Below are 17,351 nucleotides of genomic sequence, written 5' to 3' on the forward strand. Positions count from 1 at the left end.
AGGCCCCGTCCTCCTCACCGCTCTGGAGAAGGACCCGTCCTCCTCACCGCTCGTAGGCTCGCGGTGGGCCTCTGAACGGGGCCGACCCGGGACGGGGCCGCGAGCCGGCGCACCCCCGTGCCGGCTCGCGGCGACGCCGCTCAACTCTCGGCCGGGACCTGCATGACCGAGAATGGGGCGCCCCACGGGTCCTCGACCACGGCGAAGCGGCCGAAATCGGTGTCCATCGGCGCCATCGTCACCTTGCCGCCGCCGGACTCGACCGTGGCCACCGCGTCGTCGGTGGAGTCGACCGCGAAGCACGCCGTCCAGCCCTTCGGCGAGCCCGGCTGGTGGCCGCCCAGGCCACCCAGCGGGCGGTCGCCGCCGGCGAAGGTGGTGTAGCCCTCCGCGCCGGGGACCTCCGCCCAGGTGAACCCGAAGACCGCCGTGTAGAAGTCCCGCGCGGCGGCCGGGTCGTCGACCGCGGCCTCGCTCCACACCAGCGACCCGTGCTCGTTGAAGACGCGGTAGCCGGTGTGCTCGCCGGACTGCCACAGGCCGAACGCGTTGCCCTGCGGGTCGGCGGCGATGACCATCGTGCCCATCGGCCCGACCTCCATGGGCTCCACGACGACGGTGCCGCCGGCCTCGCGGATGCGGGCGGCCGTGGCCGCGGCGTCGTCGGTCGCGAAGTACGTCGTCCAGCCCGGGGAGTCCCCCGGGTTCATCAGCGGGCCGAGGCCCGCGGCCTGCTCCCCGTTGCGGGTGGCGGTGAGGTACCCGCCGTACTCGGGGTCACCGCCGGTGAACTCCCAGCCGAACAGGCGGCCGTAGAACTCCTTGGCTGCGTCGATCTCCGAGGCGCCGTAGTCGATCCAGCAGGGGGTGCCGGCCGGCCACGGGGTGTTGCGAGTGGGCATCGCTCCTCCTCATCGGTTCAGAGAGGACACCGTGGCACCCGGGACCGACAGTTCCCAGGGTCTCGGGGACGGCGATCAGAACCGCCCCCCACCGGAGCGGCCGCGGCTGCGGGAGCCGCCGAAGCTGCCCGGGCGGCGCCCTCCGCCGCGGGACCCGCCGCCGGTACCGAAACCGCCGCGCGAGCCCCCGCCGTACCCGCCGCCGTAGCCGCCGGCGCCACCGCCGCCGAAGAGGATGCCGCCGAGCACCAGGCTGCCGAGGTCCACGCCGCCGCGGCCCCCGCCGAACCCACCCGGCCCGTGCCCGCCGCCGAACCCGCCGGGCCCGTACCCGCCGCCGCCCCAGCCGGCCACGTCCGACTGCGCCCGCCGCAGCGCCTCCTGGGCCAGCGTGTCGGCCAGCTGGGCCTCGCGCAGCGCGCCGACCGGGTCGGTGCGGCCCTGCGCGACCGCGAGGTCCAGGTGCCGCTGCGCCTCGGCCAGCCGGGTCCGGGCCTCGGGGCCCACGGCGCCGCGGCGGGTGCTGATGAAGTCGCCGGCGGCCGCGATGCCCGACCGGGCGGTGAGCAGCGCCTGGTCCAGCGACGCCGCGGCCCGCCGGGCGCGCTGCTCGGCGTCGCGGGCCACGCCGAGGGCCTGCTCCAGCGCGATGTCGGCCTCCTCCAGCTGGCGCAGCGCGGCCAGCGGGTCGGGCAGGCCGCCGTCCCCCGGGCGCGCCGCGGCGTCGGCCGCGGTCAGCGCCGCCTCGGCGCGGGCGACCTGGGACCGCAGCCCCGCACCGGTGCCACCGGCGATCAGCGCACGCGCCTCGGCCAGGTCCTCCTCGGTCTCGGCCCGCACCTGCGCCACCCGCGCCTCGGCGGCCTGCAGGTCGTCGCCCAGCCGGACGAGGGCGTCCAGCAGCGTGCCGGTCTGGGCGAGGGCGTCCTCGGCCACGCGGATGTCCCCGACGGCGGCGGCCGCGCGCCCGGCCGCGAGCTCGCTGCGCGCCTCGGTGATCTCCTGCTCGGCCGCGTCGAGCCGCGCCCGGGCCTGGGCCGGGTTGTCGGCGACCGGTGCCAGCGCCGCCGGGGCGTACCGGCGCTGCAGGGCGGCGAGGCGCTCCTCGTCGGCCGGCAGCCGGCCGCGCAGCGCGGTGGCGCGGGAGGCGAGCGCGTCGAGCGCCTGTGGGGCGGTGCGCTCCAGGTCGCGCAGCCGGTCGAAGCCCTCGGCCTGCTCGTCGAGCCGCGCGTCGGCCGCGGCCGTGGCCTGCAGCATCTCGGTGAGCATCCGCCGCTTCGTCGGCTCGTCCTCCGGGTGCTCGTCGTCCAGCTCCTGCCGGAGCGTGAAGGCGCGGGACAGATCCTGCTCGGAGGCGGTGAGCGCCTCGGCGAACCCGGCGACCGCGTCGGCGCCGTACTGCAGCCGGGCGTAGTCGAGGTCCAGCCGGGAGGTCTTGACCGCCTCGTCCAGCTCCAGCAGCGCCGTGCTGGCCTGCGCCTCGAGCTGCTCGGTCGGGACGCCGGCGTGCGGGTCGGGCCGCTCGATCCGCTGGGTGGGCGGTGGCCCCTGCCGCCGCCGGCGGGACCGCGAGACCAGGTAGGCCCCGCCCGCGACCGCCGCGATGCCCCCCACCACCGCGACCGTGCCCACCCCGCTGCCGCCGTCGCCGCCGTCGCCGCCACCGCTGCTGCCCAGGCGCTCGGCGAGGGCGATGGCCGCCCCGTCGAAGTCCCCGGCGCTGAGCTCCGGCTCGACGTCGGACGCGATGATCTCCTCGATCTCCTCGCGGGAGAGCGGGAAGTCCGCCGGCGGGTTGTACGCGTACAGCCGGTCCTCGACGGCGACGGCGAACAGGACGTCGTTGCCGCCCAGCCCGGACAGCTCGGCGGTCCGGGTCGCCCACTCCTCCTGGTCGAGCCCGTCGAAGGAGTCGACGTAGACGACGAACAGCTGCAGCTGGTCCTCGGCCTGCAGCTCGGCGACCGCGGCCTCGACCGACGACTCGTCCCCGACGAGCACGCCGGCGCGGTCGGTGACCTGCTCCGGCACGTCGAACGGCGGCTCGGCCAGCGCGGGTCCCCCGCCGAGGAGGACCAGGGCGGCCAGCAGGGCGAGGACGGCGGGCAGCCGGCGCACGGGGCACCTCCGGGATCGACTGCGGCGACCCTACCCAGGACGCGAGGTCTGACCGGCGGTCCGCGGGGTAGGGCCTCGGGCCCCTAGACCATGGAGGCCCCGATGGACGAGCCCGACCGGATCCCCGCCGCCGACCTGCCGCCCCGAGCGGTCCGTCGCGTCGGCGACTGGGCGGTCGGCAACCGCGACGGGGAGTACTTCGCCGTCTCGCGCCGCTGCCGCCACCAGCTGGCCGACCTGTCGGAGGGCAGCATCGGACCGGACGGGTGCCTGGTCTGCCCGTGGCACCAGGCCCGCTACGACGTCCGCACCGGGCGGATGGTGGAGGGGCCGCGCGGCTTCCTCGGCTACCACGGCCGGACGCCGGGCTACACGCAGCTGGTCCGGGCCTACAGCCAGGTGCTGCGGCTACGGGTCCGCCGGGCACTGCGCCGCGGGGACGACGTCGTCCTGGAGTGAGATCCCGGGACCCGAGGAATGACCCGGCAGCCGGGCTACGGCTCTCTCGTCGCGCCGAGTGGGCCCCGGAGGGATCCGCGCAGGCGGGACGCAGCGGCTCAGCCCGAGTCGGGGACGGCACGTGGTGGCGGTGTCTTGTCGCGTCGAGTGGGCCCCGGAGGGGTCCGCGCAGGCGGGACGCAGCGGCTCAGCCCGAGTCGGGGACGGCACGTGGTGGCGGTGTCGGCCGGTAGGCCGACAGTGTCATCGCCTCATCGCCGCTCGATCGGCTCGTCGAGGCCCTGCACCAGCGCGTCGCTCTCGATCGCCTCCGCACCTGTGGCGCGCACCGTCACGCCCTGGATGGCCGCGACCTCCTCCGGCGACTTCGGCGCGAGCACGCCGTCCCGGATCTCCTCCGCCCAGTGGCAGCTGACCAGGTGCCCCGGTGCGAGCTCGCGCAGGACCGGCACCTCGTCGTCGCAGCGCGTCTCCTGCCGCCACGGGCAGCGCGTGTGGAACCGGCAGCCGCTGGGCGGGTTGGCCGGCGAGGGCAGGTCGCCGGCGAGCAGGATCCGTTCGCGTCGCTCCTCCACCACGGGGTCGGGCACCGGGACGGCGCTCATCAGCGCCCGCGTGTACGGGTGCAGCGGCTCGTCGTAGAGCACCCCCGACGGCGCCTGCTCGACCAGGGACCCCAGGTACATGACGCCGACGACGTCGCTGATGTGCCGCACCACCGCGAGGTCGTGCGCGATGACCAGGTAGGTCAGGCCCAGCCGCCGCTGCAGCTCCTCGAGCAGGTTCACCACCTGCGCCTGCACGCTGACGTCGAGGGCGGAGACCGGCTCGTCGGCGATCAGCAGGTCCGGTTCCAGCGAGATGGCGCGGGCGATGCCGATGCGCTGCCGCTGCCCACCGGAGAACTCGTGCGGGTAGCGGCGCAGCGCCGCGGACGGCAGCCCGACGGCGTCCATCAGTTCCCGGACCCGCCCCGCGATGCCCGCGGTGCCACCGCCCAGCCCGTGGGCGCGCAGCGGCTCGGAGAGCAGCGACTCGACGTCCTGGCGCGGGTCCAGGCTGCCCAGCGGGTCCTGGAAAACCATCTGCATGCGCCGGCGCATCGTCCGCAGCGCCTCGCCCTTCAGCGAGGCGACGTCGGTGCCGTCGAAGAGCACCTGGCCGCCGGTGGGCTCGACCAGCCGCAGGACGGCGCGGCCCAGCGTGGACTTGCCGCAGCCGGACTCCCCCACCAGCCCGTAGGTCGTGCCGCGGTCGATGGCGAGGTCGACGCCGTCGACGGCGCGGACGTGGCCGACCGTGCGGTCGAAGAACACCCCGCGCCGGATCGGGAAGTGCACCCGCAGGCCCTCGACCCGCAGCAGGGGCTCGCCGGCCGCGGTCACCGGCCGGCTCCCGAGGCGGTGCTCCCGGACGACGTGGCCCCCGTGGGGGACGGCGGATAGGTGAGCGGGTGGCGGCAGCGCAGCTCGCGGCCGGGTCCGTCGTACTCCAGTGGCACGGTGCTCCCCGCGACCTCGGTGAGGCAGTCGTCCTGGGCGTTGTCGCAGCGCGGGGCGAAGGCGCAGCCCTCGGCCCACGGGATGGCGTCGCGGGCCGAGCCGCGGATCGGCGTGAGCGGGACCCCGCGGCCGGCGTCCAGCCGGGGCACCGAGGCCAACAGGCCGCCGGTGTAGGGCTGGCGTGGCCGGGCGAACAGGTCGTGCCGGTCGGCGGTCTCGATGACCTTGCCGGCGTACATGACGTGCACCCGGTCGCAGAGGCCGGCGACGACGCCGAGGTCGTGGGTGATCATCACCAGCGCCGTCCCGGTGTCGACGACGAGCTCGCGCAGCAGCTCGAGGATCTGCGCCTGGATGGTCACGTCGAGGGCCGTCGTCGGCTCGTCGGCGATCAGCAGGCGGGGCGAGCAGGCCAGCGCCATCGCGATCAGGGCCCGCTGCCGCATGCCGCCGGAGAGCTGGTGCGGGTACTCCTTGAGCCGGCGGGTCGGGTCGGGGATGCCCACCCGGTCGAGCAGCTCCGCCGCCTCCGCCGTCGCCTCCTTCTTCCCCAGACCGCGGTGCTCGGCCAGCACCTCGGTGACCTGGGTGCCGATCGGCACGGTGGGGTTGAGCGAGGACAGCGGGTCCTGGAAGACCATCGCCATCTCCGAGCCGCGCAGCCGCCGCAGCGTCCGGTCCGACGCCCCGAGGAGCTCGGTGCCCCCGAGCCGGACCGAGCCGCCGACCTGCACGCCGCGCCGCGGGAGCAGGCCCATGACCGCCAGCGAGGTCACCGACTTGCCGCAGCCGGACTCCCCCACCAGGCCGATCGTCTCGCCCGCGGCCACCGAGAAGCTGACCTCGTCGACGGCCCGGGTGGGCTGCTCGCCGCGCCGGACGAAGGTCACCGAGAGGTCCTCGACCTCGAGCACGGGGACGTCGGTCCGCAGGCCGCTCTCGGGCGGCATCGCCTCGATGCTCACCGCGCCTACCTCCCTGCCTCGTGCTCGACTCCGCGCTCGTTCCGCTCCTCGCTCGCTGGCGCTCGCTGCGATGCTCGCTCGCACGTCGTCATCGGCGGAACTTCGGGTCGAGGGCCTCCCGCAGGGACTCCCCGAGCAGGGTGAAGCCGAGCGCGACCACGATGATGCACAGCGCCGGCCACACGGCCAGGGCCGGCCGGACCGACAGGAAGGACTGCGCGGTGGACAGCATCGCGCCCCACTCCGGCCGGGCGACGTCCGGGTCGCCCAGGCCGAGGAAGGACAGCGCGGCGGCCTCGATGATCGCCGTCGCCAGGGAGAGCGTGGCCTGCACGATCACCGGCGACAGCGAGTTGGGCAGCACGTGGCCGAAGACGATCCGGCCCTTCCTCACACCCAGAGCCCGCGCCGCGAGCACGTAGTCGTTGCCGCGCTGGGCGAGCATCGAACCGCGCAGCAACCGGGCGAAGACCGGCACCTGGGTGACCGCGATGGCGATCATCAACGCGTACTGGTTCTGGCCCAGCAGCACCGAGATGCTGATCGCCATGAGCAGGCTCGGAATGGACAGCAGGATGTCGACGGCCCGCATGACCACGGTGTCCACCCAGCCGCCGAAGGCCCCGGCCAGCACACCCAGGGCCATCCCGACCACCGCGCCGAGCACCGTCGACACCACGCCGATGAGCAGCGACTGCCGCGAGCCGTAGACCAGCCGGGAGAGCAGGTCGCGGCCGAGCTGGTCGGCGCCGAGCGGGAAGCCCTCCTGCGGACCGGGGATGAAGCCGGGGCGGACCTCGCTGAGCAGGGTCTGCGCCAGCGGGTCGCGGGGGGCCAGCCACGGTGCGAATGCGGCGACGACCAGGAAGACCAGGACGATGACCGCCCCCAGGATCGCCACCGGGTTGCGCCGCAGCCGCCGGAAGGCGCTCGTGGTGAGCGACACCCCGCCCTCACCCTCGGGCACCTGCCCCGCGCGGGCGGCGAGCTCGTCGATCCGCCGCCGTCGCACGTCCCCCACAGCCGTCATCGGCTCTGCCCCCGTCCGGTGCGCGAGCTCATGGGCTCTGCCGACCGGTCCGATTCCGCAGGCGTCATCGGACGCGCACCCGCGGGTCGAGGAGGCCGTAGGAGATGTCGACCAGAAGGTTCACCAACACGTAGATCACCGCCAGCATGAGGATGAAGCCCTGCAGGACGGCGAAGTCACGGGTGAAGATCGCGTCGTAGATGGCCGACCCGATCCCGCCGAAGGCGAAGACCGACTCGGTGAGCACGGCCCCCGACAGCAGCAGGCCGGTCTGCAGGCCGATCGTCGTGGACACCGGCAGCAGGGCGTTGCGGATCACGTGCCGGCGGCGCACGGTGTCGGCGGACAGGCCCTTCGCGTTCGCCGTCCGGACGTAGTCCTCGTTGACGACATCGAGCACGGAGGCGCGGGTGATCCGCACGATGATGGCCAGCGGGATGGTGCCCAGGGCGAGCCCGGGGAGGACCAGGTGCAGGAGGGCGTCCCAGGCGGCGTCCCACTCACGGGTCAGCAGGCCGTCGAGGACGTAGAAGTTCGTGATGTGGGTGGCGTCGATGCGCACCTCCTGGCGGCCCGACCCGGGCAGCCAGCCCAGCTCCACGGCGAACAGCAGCCGGAGCAGGTAGGCGAGGAAGAAGACCGGGATCGCCACACCCAGCAGGGAGCCGACGACGGCGGTGGAGTCCAGCCAGTTGCCGTGCTTGCGGGCGGCCAGGTAGCCCAGCGGGATGCCGACACCGACGGCGAAGACCATGGCGAACAGCGTCAGCTCGACGGTGCCCGGCATCCGCTCGAGGAACTCGGTGGTCACCGTGCGGCCGGTGCGGGACGACGTCCCGAAGTCCAACTGGACGGCGCGCCCCAGGAAGCGCAGGTACTGGACCCAGATCGGCTGGTCGAGACCGAACAGCTCGTTGTAGCGGGCGATGGCCTCGGGTGTCGCCCGCTCGCCCAGGGCGGCCTGGGCCGGGCCGCCGGGCAGGGCACGCAGCCAGGCGAAGAGCAGGACCGACAGGCCCAGCAGGATCGGGACGAGCTGCAGGAGCCGTCGGACGATGAAGCGGAGCACGGCGTGCGGGTCGCCCTTCCCTCGGTCAGGAGCCGGTTCCGGCACCGTCCCCGCCGGCGGCCCCGGGGCCGCCGGCGGGGACGGGCGGGGTCACTCGCTGATGGAGACCGTGGAGAAGACCTCGGCGGTCAGCGGGCTGGGCTCCAGACCCGTGACGTTCTCCGCGACGACCAGCGCCGGCGGCGAGTGGGAGATCGGGACACCGGGGAGGTAGTCCATGATCAGCCGGTTCGCCTCCTGGTAGAGCGCGGTGCGGGCGGCCGGGTCCGGCTCCTGGTCGGCCCGGGCCAGCGCCTGGAAGATCTCCGGCGCGCTGAACGCACCGAACTCCGCCGACGCCTGGTTGTTCGACGCCTCGGCGAAGAAGGTGCCGATGAAGTTGTAGGCGTCGTTGTAGTCACCGGTCCACCCGAGCAGGTGGATGTCGGCCTGACCGGCCTGCACGGCGTTCAGGTAGTCGGGGTTCCACGGCAGCGCGACCGGCTCGATGGTGAAGCCGGCGTCGGTCAGGTTCTGGCTGATGACCTGGAACATCGCGGCCGGGTCCGGCAGGTAGGGCCGGCTGACCTCGGTCGGGTAGTAGAACCGCAGCGTCGTGCCCTCGGCTCCGGCCTCCTGCAGCAGCTGCCGTGAGCGGTCGGGGTCGTATGCGTAGGTGGTGACGTCCTCGGCGTAGCCGTCGACGGTCGGCGGCATGAACTCGACGGCCGCCTCGGCACCCTCGGGCAGCAGTGAGTTGACGATCGTCTGCCGGTCGATGGCGTGTGCGATGGCCTGCCGCACCCGCGGGTCCTGCAGCGCCGGGTTGGCGCTGGTGCCGGGGACGTTCCCGCCGTTGAGGCCGAGGTACAGGATGTTGAACGGATCGCGGACCAGGACCTGGAAGCCCTCGTCCTCCAGCGTCTGGTAGTCCGCCGGTGCCACGAAGTCGTACCCGTCGATCGAGCCGGCCTGCAGCTCCTGACGGCGGGTGTTCCCGTCCGAGATGGTGCGGAGGATCAGCTCGTCGAGCAGCGCCGGCTCGCCCCAGTAGTCCTCGTTGCGGACGAGGGTGACCTGGCCGTTGCCGCGGTCCCAGCTCTCGAACCGGAAGGGCCCGGTGCCGGTCGGGTGCTCGAGGGCGTACTCGGGGTAGGTCAGCGCGTCCGCGTTGCCGGACAGGTTGTCGGCGTCGTACTCCTGCAGGGCCGTCGGGCTCTGGATGGAGAACGCCGGCAGCGCCAGCGCGGCGGGGAACTTCGAGGTGACCTGGGTGAGCCGGATGACCGCGGTGCTCTCGTCGGTCGCCTCACAGCTCTCGTAGATGCTCGGGGTGTCCGGCGTGCTGGCGAAGCCGCCGAAGACCGCCTGGTAGTAGTACGAGGCGCTCGGGCTGGTCGCCAGGCCCTCGAAGTTGTACCAGCGGTCGAAGTTGAAGCAGACCGCCTCGGCGTTGAACTCCGTGCCGTCGTGGAACTGGACGCCCTGCTGCAGGTTGAACGTGTACTCCAGCCCGTCCTCGCTGACCTGCCAGTCCTCGGCCAGCTCGGGCACCGGGTCGGTGCCCCCGATCTCGTTGCCGAGCAGGCCCTCGAAGATCTGGCGGGAGACCCGGAAGGTCTCCCCGTCGCTGCCGAACGCCGGGTCGAGCATCGCGGGGTCGCCGGTGGCGCCGAAGACCATGGTGCCGCCGGATTGTGCTGTCTCACCGCCGCCCTCGCCGCTACCGGAGTCCCGGTCGCTGGAGGCACAGGCAGCCAGGGTGACTGCGGTGAGCGCGGCCGCCGAGGCGGCGAGCACGCGTTGGGGACGACGCTGCATCGCGGAAGACCTGCCTTCTCGGCCCCCGTGGGCCGGATGAGTTCCCGACTTCGCGACCGCGGGGCGCAAGCCCTCACGGACGTGGGTCGGACCCTAGGCGTGTCGTCCACGCGGCGGTGAGCCGGGAAGCCTCATCGACACCATCCTGTGACCTGGTGACGCAGCAGGTCAGGAGCGGGGTGCCGCCGGACCGACGGCATGCGCGGATGCGCAGTCCGGCTGCCCGGAACTGCACACCCGCGCACGGCGTCGCCGTCGTCAGGCGTCGATGCGGCGGCGGCCCTCGAAGGCGCGGCCCAGCGTGACCTCGTCGGCGTACTCCAGGTCGCCACCCACCGGGAGGCCGCTGGCCAGCCGGGAGACCGCCAGCCCGAGCGGGCCGACCAGCCGGGCCAGGTAGGCGGCGGTCGCCTCACCCTCCAGGTTGGGGTCGGTGGCGATGATCAGCTCGGTCACCGTGCCGCTCATCAGCCGGGTCATCAGCTCCTTGACCCGCAGGTCGTCCGGGCCGACGCCCTCGATCGGGCTGATCGCGCCGCCGAGCACGTGGTAGCGGCCGCGGAACTCGCGGGTGCGCTCGATCGCCACGACGTCCTTGGGCTCCTCGACGACGCAGATGACGTCGTCGGCGCGCCGCGGGTCGCGGCAGATCCGGCACTGCTCGCCCTCGGCGACGTTGTAGCAGGTGCTGCAGAACCGGACCTCGGCCTGCACGCGCTGCAGCGCCGCGACCAGCCGGTCGACGTCCGCCGACTCCGCCGCCAGCAGGTGGAAGGCGATGCGCTGGGCGCTCTTCGGCCCGACGCCGGGCAGCCGGCCGAGCTCGTCGATGAGGTCCTGGACGGCCCCCTCGTACACGGTGTCCCTCTCGTCAGGGGGGTCCGCCGCGGCTCAGAGGCCGGGCAGCCCCAGGCCGCCACCGAGGCCGCCGGCGAGCGGCCCCATGCGACTGGCGGTGAGTTCGTTGACGGCACGCGAGGCGTCGCGGAAGGCCGCGACGATCAGGTCCTGCAGGCTCTCGACGTCGTCGGGGTCGACGGCCGCCGGCGCGATCGTGACCGCGGTGACCTCGCCCTGCCCGGTCATCGTGACGCTGACCAGGTTGCCGCCGGCCGTGCCGGTGACCTCCTCCTGCGCCAGCTGCTCCTGCGCGGCAGCCAGCTGCTGCTGCATCTGCTGCGCCTGCTCGAGCAGGCGTGCCATGTCGGGCTGGCCTCCGGGGAACATGACCCGAGCGTAGGCCGAGGGGGCGACACGTGCGGGGACGTCGCCATCGTCAACCAGATGGTTGACAACACCGGCAGGGAGGTCCACGCTCTTCCTCAACTTAACGGTTGAGGAAGGGAGGACACCCGATGGCCGCCGATCCGCTCTCCCGGGTCTTCGCGGCCCTGGCCGACCCCACGCGGCGCGACATGGTCGCCCGGCTGGCGGTCACCGACGCCACCGTCGGCGAACTCGCCGAGCCCTACGACGTCAGCGTCCAGGCCGTCTCCAAGCACCTGCGGGTGCTCGAGGACGCCGGCCTGGTCAGCCGCAGCCGGGACGCCCAGCGGCGTCCGGTGCACCTGGAAGCCGAGGTCCTCGACCTCATGACGAAGTGGATCGAGCGCTACCGGCGACAGGCCGAGGAGCGCTACCGCCGTCTCGACGACGTCCTCGCGGCCATGCCCGACGACACCTCGGACACCCCCACCACCCCTCAGGGAGGGAACCCGTCATGACCACCAGCACGCACGAGACCCGGATCGACGTCGACCCCGAGGTCCCCCTCGTCCGGATCACCCGCGAGTTCGACGCCCCGCCGGCCAAGGTGTTCCGCGCCCACACCGACCCCGAGCTGGTCGCCCAGTGGCTCGGCCCGCGCGGACTCGAGATGACGATCGACCACTACGACTGCCGCACCGGCGGCTCCTACCGCTACCTGCACCGCCAGGGGGAGGAGGAGTACGGCTTCCACGGCTGCTTCCACGAGGTGCGGCCCGACAAGCTGATCGTGCAGACCTTCACCTTCGAGGGCATGCCCGAGGGTGTCGCGCTGGAGAAGCTGGTCCTCGAGGACCTCGGCGGCGGCCGCACCCGGCTGACCTCGACCTCGCTCGTGGACTCCTTCGCCGACCGGGACGCGTTCGTCGCCAGCGGCATGGAGGTCGGCGTCCGCGAGGGCTACGAGCGGCTCGACGAGGTCCTCGCCCGCGGCTGAGCTCGGGGACGGGCACGAGCGGCCCCGTCCAGGGGCCCGGCCCCGAGCTCGCGAGGGGTGGGGAGGACGGGGTCCTTCAGTCGATCGGGCGTGCGCCGAGGTGGGTGCGCAGCAGCGACAGCGCAGCCTGCTCGGGGTCGGCCGCCGGCTCGTGCGGCCGGTCGTCCCCGGCACCCTCAGCGGCCCGCTCGGCCATGAGCTCGCTCGCCTCGGCCGCCTCCGCGGCCCGCGCCGCCTCGCGGGCGGCCTCCGGGGAGACGGTGCGGCCGGGCGCGGGCTGGCCGGCCCCCGCGACCACGACCTGCACCTTCCAGCGGACGCCGAGGAGCTCCTGCAGCGCCTGCCGGACGATGTCCTTGTTGAGGTCGTCGCCGAGCATCTTGGCCAACGCCGGCGACGTCGCCGCGAGGGTGAGCACCCCGTTGGTGAGGTCCTGCACCTGGGCGCTCCTGAGCAGCGCCTCGGTCGTGCGCTTCTGACCCCGGACGACCTTCAACAGCTCGGGCCACACCCGGCGGACGTCACCGACGTCCAGCTCGCCGTCGGCGGCCGCCCCCGGCGGGTTGGCCGTGACCACCGGCATCGGCTCGCTGCCGCGCGGGGCCGGCGAGGACTCCGCAGCGGCCCGCGGCGCCGACGTCGCGGCCGGGCGGGGCTGGTCGACCCGGGCCGCCGCGGCGGCGGCAGCGGCCGGCCGGGCAGGGTGCGGCCAGTCCTCGTCGTCGGTGGGCTCGGGCGGGAGCGGGATGTCCGGCTCGCCCACGGCGACCCGGGGCCGCGGCTCCTCGGCCGGCGCCGGGAGCGGTGAGCTCGGGCGGGACGGCGCGCCCGAGCCGGGCGGCGTGGTCTCCGGCCAGCCGTCGTCGGCCGGCGGTCGGTTGGCGACCGGCTCGGCAGGAGTCGCAGCGGGCTCGGCCGACTCCAACTCAGCGGGCTCGGCGCGGGCGGGCTCGGGTGCCCTCGGTGCCGGCTGCGCGGGTGCGCTCGGCGCCTGGGTTCCCGCCTGCGACCTGCGCACGAACTCACGGACCGGGCGGGCGGGCTGCTCGGGCACGGCGTCGGCGGGCGCCGGCCGCCCTTCGCGCACCGGCGCGGCGGCGCCGACCGGCTCGGCTCCCGGCCGGCCGGCGTGCTCGCCGGCGATCGACATCCGCCGCTCGAGGCGCTCGAGCCGCTGCAGGGTGGCCGCCGCCGAGTCGTCGGTGCCGGGCAGCAGCATCCGGGCGCACACCAGCTCGAGCAGCAGCCGCGGGGCCGTCGTCCCCCGCATCTCGGTCAGGCCGGCGTGCACGGTGTCGGCCATCCGCGACAGCGTGGCCGAGCCCAGGGCCTGCGCCTGCGAGCTCATCAGGTCCAGCCGGTCGGGCGGGCAGTCGAGCAACCCGTTGCCCCCGGCGTCGGGGACGGCGTCGAGCACGATGAGGTCCCGCAGCCGGTCGAGCAGGTCGGTGGCGAACCGGCGCGGGTCGTGCCCGGCCTCGACCACCCGGTCGACGGCGCGGAAGACCCCGGGCGCGTCGTGCGCGGCGAGCGCGTCGATCGTCTCGTCGAGCAGCGCGTCGTCGGTGACGCCGAGCAGGCCGACGGCGTCCCGGTAGGTGACGCCCTCGGAGCCGGCACCGGCGAGCAGCTGGTCGAGGATCGACAGCGAGTCGCGGACCGAGCCGCCCCCGGCGCGAACCACCAGCGGGTAAACGGTGGGCTCGACCTGCACCCCCTCGGCGGTGCAGGTCTTCTCCAGCAGGCCCCGCAGCGTCGTGGGCGGCACCAGGCGGAACGGGTAGTGGTGCGTGCGCGAGCGGATGGTGGGCAGCACCTTGTCCGGCTCGGTGGTCGCGAAGACGAAGACGAGGAACTCCGGCGGCTCCTCGACCACCTTGAGCAGGGCGTTGAAGCCCTGCGTGGTGACCATGTGCGCCTCGTCGACGATGTAGACCTTGAAACGGCTGTTCACCGGCGCGAAGAAGGCGCGTTCGCGCAGGTCGCGGGCGTCGTCGACACCGCCGTGACTGGCCGCGTCGATCTCGATGACGTCGATCGAGCCGGGTCCGTCGGGCGCCAGGGAGACGCACGACGTGCACACGCCGCAGGGTGTCGACGTCGGCCCCTGCTCGCAGTTCAGCGACCGGGCGAGGATCCGTGCCGAGGAGGTCTTCCCGCAGCCGCGCGGCCCGCTGAACAGGTAGGCGTGGTTGATCCGCCCGCCGTCGACGGCGTTGACCAGCGGGGCGGTCACGTGCTCCTGGCCGACCACCTCGGCGAAGGTCGCCGGGCGGTACTTCCGGTAGAGCGCCAGAGCCACGCAGGCAGGTTACGTGGCGGTCCGGACGAGAACGGCGACCTCCGCCGCACCCCGCGGCGAGATCGGCGATCTCGCACACCCCGAGCCGGGAAAGCAGGGACCCCCCGCGCACCCGCCAGAGCCCGCTTATCCTTGCTGCCTTCCGGCCCTGGGGAGGTTCACGGGGTGACGCCACACGAGGGGTCTGCACCCACTGTAGAGGAAACCCCGCGCGGGCCGGGCGCACCCCTCGCTACCTTCCGGGCCGTGACGCCGTGGCCCCGTGCCGAGGCTCGCCCCGAGCCTGCGAGGCGTGAGGAGGACGGGGTGTTCTGTCCGCCCCCGCCGCGCTCCTGACCCGGGGACGGTGCCGAGCGCCGCGGCCCACGCGCCGTTCCTCCGCGCACTGCGGACGGTGCCCGGCGCGATCGCGGGGATCGTCACGCTGCTGGAGCCCGTGATGGCGACCGTGCCGGCCACGGCCCTGCTGGGCGAGCGGCTGCCGCTCGGGGCGCCGGTGCTGGCGGCGGTGGCGGGGCTCTCCCTGCGGCGTCCGGCCGTGGCCCGGCACGAGGCCCGCGTACCGCACGGCTGCGCCCGGGAACGACGGCTGCGGGGCCCCGAGGGGCCCGGCCGTCCCGGCGGAGGATGGGAGATTCGAACTCCCGAGGGGTTGCCCCCAACCCGCTTTCCAAGCGAGCGCCATAGGCCACTAGGCGAATCCTCCAACTGCGCCCGCCAGGATACCGGGCCCCGCGCGCCGGGTCGCCGGGCACCCGGCGCGGTGGCGGATCGGGTGGTTACGGCTCTACCGGGTGGGGCACGCTGGACCGGAACGCCGGGCCCCCGGCGCGCCGACGACAGGAGAGCAGCCCCCATGAGCGACACCGAACGGCTCCGGCCCGACGTCGTGGAGGCGATCGTCGCGGTCCTGAAGGGTGCCGACCCCTCCGAGCTGCCGGCCTCCGCGACCAAGGAGGAGAAGGACGCCGCCAAGGACAGGTACCTGTCGGAGTTCGTCGCCGAGCGCAGCAAGCGGGACCGGCAGACCCGGGCGTGGGAGCTGCTGCTGACCCGCAGCTACGACGAGCCCCCGACCTGGCAGCGCCTCTTCGACGACCTCTCCGCCGACGTGGTCGAGGAGCTCGGCGAGCTCTACGACGTCCTCCCCGCGGGCGCGCAGGAGGAGTACGCCCGCCGGTACGGCGTCCCGACCGGCGTCTGACCGGGACCCCGACGGCGAGCATGGCGGACGCCCGGTGAGCGTTCCCGGCCACCTCGTGGCCGGTCGCTACCGCCTGCTCGACCGCATCGGTGGCGGCGGGATGGGGGCGGTCTGGCTGGCCTCCGACGAGCTGCTCGGGCGCCAGGTGGCCGTCAAGCAGGTGCTCCCGCCGCCGACCGCAGACGAGGCCGCGGTCGCCCAGCAGCGCCAGCGGGCGCTGCGCGAGGGGCGGATCGCGGCCCGGCTGTCCCACCCGCACGCGGTCACCGTCTACGACGTCGCCGTCGAGGACGGCGCGCCCTGGCTGGTCATGGAGTACCTGCCCTCGCGCAGCCTGGCCGAGGTGCTGCACGAGGACGGCGTCCTGCCGGTCGACCAGGTCGCGCAGGTCGGCGCCCAGGTGGCCGACGCACTGGCCGCCACGCACGCCGCCGGCATCGTGCACCGCGACGTGAAGCCGGCGAACATCCTCATCGGGCGCGGGCCGGGGGTCGAGGGCCTGGTCAAGATCACCGACTTCGGCATCTCGCACGCCAGCGACGACGTGACGCTCACCCAGACCGGCCAGATCACCGGCACGCCGGCCTTCCTCGCCCCCGAGGTCGCGCGCGGTAGCGAGGTGACGTCCGAGAGCGACATATTCTCGCTCGGCGCGACGCTCTACACCTGCCTGGAGGGCCAGCCGCCGTTCGGCATGGACAACAACGCCCTGCGGCTGATGCACCGGGTCGCCGGCGGCGAGATCATCCCGCCGCGCCGCGCCGGCTCGATGAGAGACACGCTCACCCGGATGCTGGCCACCGACCCGGCCGACCGGCCCACGACCACCGAGGTCCGCGACGAGCTCGCCCGCCTGGCGGTCGGCCGCGACGGCGACCCGACGACCGTGCTGATGGCCCGGACCCGGCTGCGCTCCTCCACCAACCGCGACCGGACGGCGGAGCTGGGCTCCGGGGCGGTGCCGGCCGCCGGTGCGGCCACGGCGGCAGCGGTCGACGCCCGCGACCCCGGCACCGTCGTGCAGGACGTGCCCGCCGGGCCGGCCACCCCAGCGCCGGCGGCCCCACCGCGCCCGGTCGCAACGGACCGCCACCGGCGCCGGCGCGGACCGGTGCTGGCCGCGCTGCTGCTCGCCGTCCTGCTGGCCGGGGGTGGCGCGCTGTGGCTGACCAGCCGCGGCGACGCCGGGACCAGCGCCGACGCCCCCGCCGCGTCGTCCGCTCCCGCCGGCGACACCAGCCCCGCGCCGGCGGACGGCCAGGCGGAGGAGACCCCGGCGCAGGAGACCCCGACGCAGGACGACCCGACGCAGGAGCCGTCCCCCTCGTCGGAGACCGCGGGGTCCGAGCCGGCGCCGTCGCCCGTGGAGGACCCGGAGGAGGTCGTCGAGGACACCCTCGACCGGTACTACGGCCTGCTGCCCGACGACCCCGACACCGCCTACGACCTGACCGGCCCGTTCCTGCAGTCGCAGGCGAGCCCCGGCTACTTCCGCGACTTCTGGGAGCCGTGGGCAGAAGTCGAGCTGCGCGAGGTGCGCGGGGTGCAGCAGCCCGAGGAGGGCGTCATCACGGCCACGACCGAGGTCGAGTTCACCGGGGACGACGGCCGCGAGCGCACCGAGCGGCACCAGGTCCGCCTGGTGCGGGCCGACGGCGGGGACTGGCTGGTCGACCTCGACCTCGTCGCCTGACGAAGGACCCCGTCCTCCCCCTCGCAGGCTCGGGGCGGTGCCCTGGACGGGGCCTGAACGACGACGGCGACGCCCCCGGGAGGGCGCCGCCGTCGGTTCCTGCG

General features: G+C 74.5%; 15 protein-coding genes, 1 tRNA gene and 1 other RNA gene. 5 read left to right on the plus strand and 12 right to left on the minus strand.

The genetic code is table 11. From position 1 onward, the window contains the following. Window positions 1-140: 140 nt before the first annotated feature. Window positions 141-902 (minus strand): VOC family protein, encoded by a 762-nt coding sequence (locus BLW63_RS09965; protein ID WP_091154563.1) that lies wholly within the window; start codon window positions 900-902, stop codon window positions 141-143. Window positions 903-977: 75 nt separating this feature from the next. Then, complete coding sequence (locus BLW63_RS09970; RefSeq protein WP_091154566.1) at window positions 978-3,020, minus strand: TPM domain-containing protein; 2,043 nt, start codon at window positions 3,018-3,020, stop codon at window positions 978-980. 102 nt (window positions 3,021-3,122) lie between these two features. On the opposite strand from BLW63_RS09970, the gene BLW63_RS09975 reads away from it, so the two are divergent. After that, the gene (locus BLW63_RS09975; protein ID WP_091154571.1) at window positions 3,123-3,479 is read left to right on the plus strand and encodes a Rieske (2Fe-2S) protein; all 357 of its coding nucleotides are present in this window, start codon (window positions 3,123-3,125) and stop codon (window positions 3,477-3,479) included. Between the two features lie 251 nt (window positions 3,480-3,730). Here the strand turns inward: BLW63_RS09975 and BLW63_RS09980 are convergent, their stop codons facing one another. From BLW63_RS09980 to BLW63_RS10010, 7 genes are all read right to left on the minus strand, one after another. Further along, a complete protein-coding gene (locus BLW63_RS09980) occupies window positions 3,731-4,864 on the minus strand; it encodes an ABC transporter ATP-binding protein (RefSeq protein WP_091154575.1) in 1,134 nt (377 codons plus the stop codon). Further along, window positions 4,861-5,946, minus strand: coding sequence for an ABC transporter ATP-binding protein (locus tag BLW63_RS09985; protein ID WP_244522474.1), 1,086 nt, complete (start codon window positions 5,944-5,946; stop codon window positions 4,861-4,863). The genes BLW63_RS09980 and BLW63_RS09985 overlap by 4 nt, the downstream gene beginning before the upstream one ends. Window positions 5,947-6,034: 88 nt before the next feature. Then, window positions 6,035-6,976: an ABC transporter permease gene (locus tag BLW63_RS09990; RefSeq protein ID WP_091154579.1), complete on the minus strand. Its 942-nt coding sequence runs from the start codon at window positions 6,974-6,976 to the stop codon at window positions 6,035-6,037. Window positions 6,977-7,040: 64 nt separating this feature from the next. Then, window positions 7,041-8,045, minus strand: coding sequence for an ABC transporter permease (locus BLW63_RS09995; RefSeq protein ID WP_091154582.1), 1,005 nt, complete (start codon window positions 8,043-8,045; stop codon window positions 7,041-7,043). Window positions 8,046-8,135: 90 nt separating this feature from the next. After that, window positions 8,136-9,845 (minus strand): ABC transporter substrate-binding protein, encoded by a 1,710-nt coding sequence (locus BLW63_RS10000; RefSeq protein WP_091154586.1) that lies wholly within the window; start codon window positions 9,843-9,845, stop codon window positions 8,136-8,138. A 258-nt stretch (window positions 9,846-10,103) separates the two neighbouring features. Then, the gene (gene recR / locus BLW63_RS10005; RefSeq protein ID WP_091154591.1) at window positions 10,104-10,703 is read right to left on the minus strand and encodes a recombination mediator RecR; all 600 of its coding nucleotides are present in this window, start codon (window positions 10,701-10,703) and stop codon (window positions 10,104-10,106) included. A 33-nt stretch (window positions 10,704-10,736) separates the two neighbouring features. Further along, window positions 10,737-11,072 carry a YbaB/EbfC family nucleoid-associated protein gene (locus tag BLW63_RS10010; RefSeq protein ID WP_012946701.1) on the minus strand — a complete coding sequence of 112 codons (336 nt, stop codon included), beginning with the start codon at window positions 11,070-11,072 and terminating at the stop codon, window positions 10,737-10,739. Between the two features lie 128 nt (window positions 11,073-11,200). On the opposite strand from BLW63_RS10010, the gene BLW63_RS10015 reads away from it, so the two are divergent. Both BLW63_RS10015 and BLW63_RS10020 read left to right on the plus strand, forming a co-directional pair. After that, a complete protein-coding gene (locus BLW63_RS10015; RefSeq protein WP_091154595.1) occupies window positions 11,201-11,569 on the plus strand; it encodes an ArsR/SmtB family transcription factor in 369 nt (122 codons plus the stop codon). Continuing rightward, window positions 11,566-12,048: an SRPBCC family protein gene (locus tag BLW63_RS10020; protein ID WP_091154599.1), complete on the plus strand. Its 483-nt coding sequence runs from the start codon at window positions 11,566-11,568 to the stop codon at window positions 12,046-12,048. Before BLW63_RS10015 ends, BLW63_RS10020 begins: the two co-directional genes overlap by 4 nt. Before the next feature lie 76 nt (window positions 12,049-12,124). On the opposite strand, the gene BLW63_RS10025 is transcribed toward BLW63_RS10020, so the two are convergent. From BLW63_RS10025 to BLW63_RS10040, 3 genes are all read right to left on the minus strand, one after another. After that, complete coding sequence (locus BLW63_RS10025; RefSeq protein ID WP_091154602.1) at window positions 12,125-14,350, minus strand: DNA polymerase III subunit gamma and tau; 2,226 nt, start codon at window positions 14,348-14,350, stop codon at window positions 12,125-12,127. 92 nt (window positions 14,351-14,442) lie between these two features. Further along, window positions 14,443-14,538: signal recognition particle sRNA small type (gene ffs, locus BLW63_RS10030), an RNA gene on the minus strand. Window positions 14,539-14,971: 433 nt separating this feature from the next. Continuing rightward, window positions 14,972-15,056: transfer RNA gene (locus tag BLW63_RS10040), tRNA-Ser, on the minus strand. A gap of 150 nt (window positions 15,057-15,206) precedes the next feature. On the opposite strand from BLW63_RS10040, the gene BLW63_RS10045 reads away from it, so the two are divergent. Both BLW63_RS10045 and BLW63_RS27325 read left to right on the plus strand, forming a co-directional pair. Beyond that, entirely contained in the window at window positions 15,207-15,554 is a 348-nt protein-coding gene (locus BLW63_RS10045; RefSeq protein WP_091154605.1) for a hypothetical protein, read from the plus strand. A gap of 34 nt (window positions 15,555-15,588) precedes the next feature. Then, window positions 15,589-17,247, plus strand: a complete 1,659-nt coding sequence (locus tag BLW63_RS27325) for a serine/threonine-protein kinase (protein WP_211517065.1) — start codon at window positions 15,589-15,591, stop codon at window positions 17,245-17,247. Window positions 17,248-17,351: the final 104 nt, after the last annotated feature.

This window comes from Geodermatophilus africanus (assembly GCF_900107105.1).
In the GTDB taxonomy this organism is placed as follows: domain Bacteria; phylum Actinomycetota; class Actinomycetes; order Mycobacteriales; family Geodermatophilaceae; genus Geodermatophilus; species Geodermatophilus africanus.

Excerpts from the sequence above, each read along its gene's own strand:
- BLW63_RS09965 (WP_091154563.1), bottom strand. The coding sequence starts at position 902 with ATGCCCACTCGCAACACCCCGTGGCCGGCCGGCACCCCCTGCTGGATC.
- BLW63_RS10015 (WP_091154595.1), top strand. The coding sequence starts at position 11,201 with ATGGCCGCCGATCCGCTCTCCCGGGTCTTCGCGGCCCTGGCCGACCCC.
- BLW63_RS10045 (WP_091154605.1), top strand. The coding sequence starts at position 15,207 with ATGAGCGACACCGAACGGCTCCGGCCCGACGTCGTGGAGGCGATCGTC.
- BLW63_RS09990 (WP_091154579.1), bottom strand. The coding sequence starts at position 6,976 with ATGACGGCTGTGGGGGACGTGCGACGGCGGCGGATCGACGAGCTCGCC.
- BLW63_RS10010 (WP_012946701.1), bottom strand. The coding sequence starts at position 11,072 with ATGTTCCCCGGAGGCCAGCCCGACATGGCACGCCTGCTCGAGCAGGCG.
- BLW63_RS09975 (WP_091154571.1), top strand. The coding sequence starts at position 3,123 with ATGGACGAGCCCGACCGGATCCCCGCCGCCGACCTGCCGCCCCGAGCG.
- BLW63_RS10020 (WP_091154599.1), top strand. The coding sequence starts at position 11,566 with ATGACCACCAGCACGCACGAGACCCGGATCGACGTCGACCCCGAGGTC.
- BLW63_RS10000 (WP_091154586.1), bottom strand. The coding sequence starts at position 9,845 with ATGCAGCGTCGTCCCCAACGCGTGCTCGCCGCCTCGGCGGCCGCGCTC.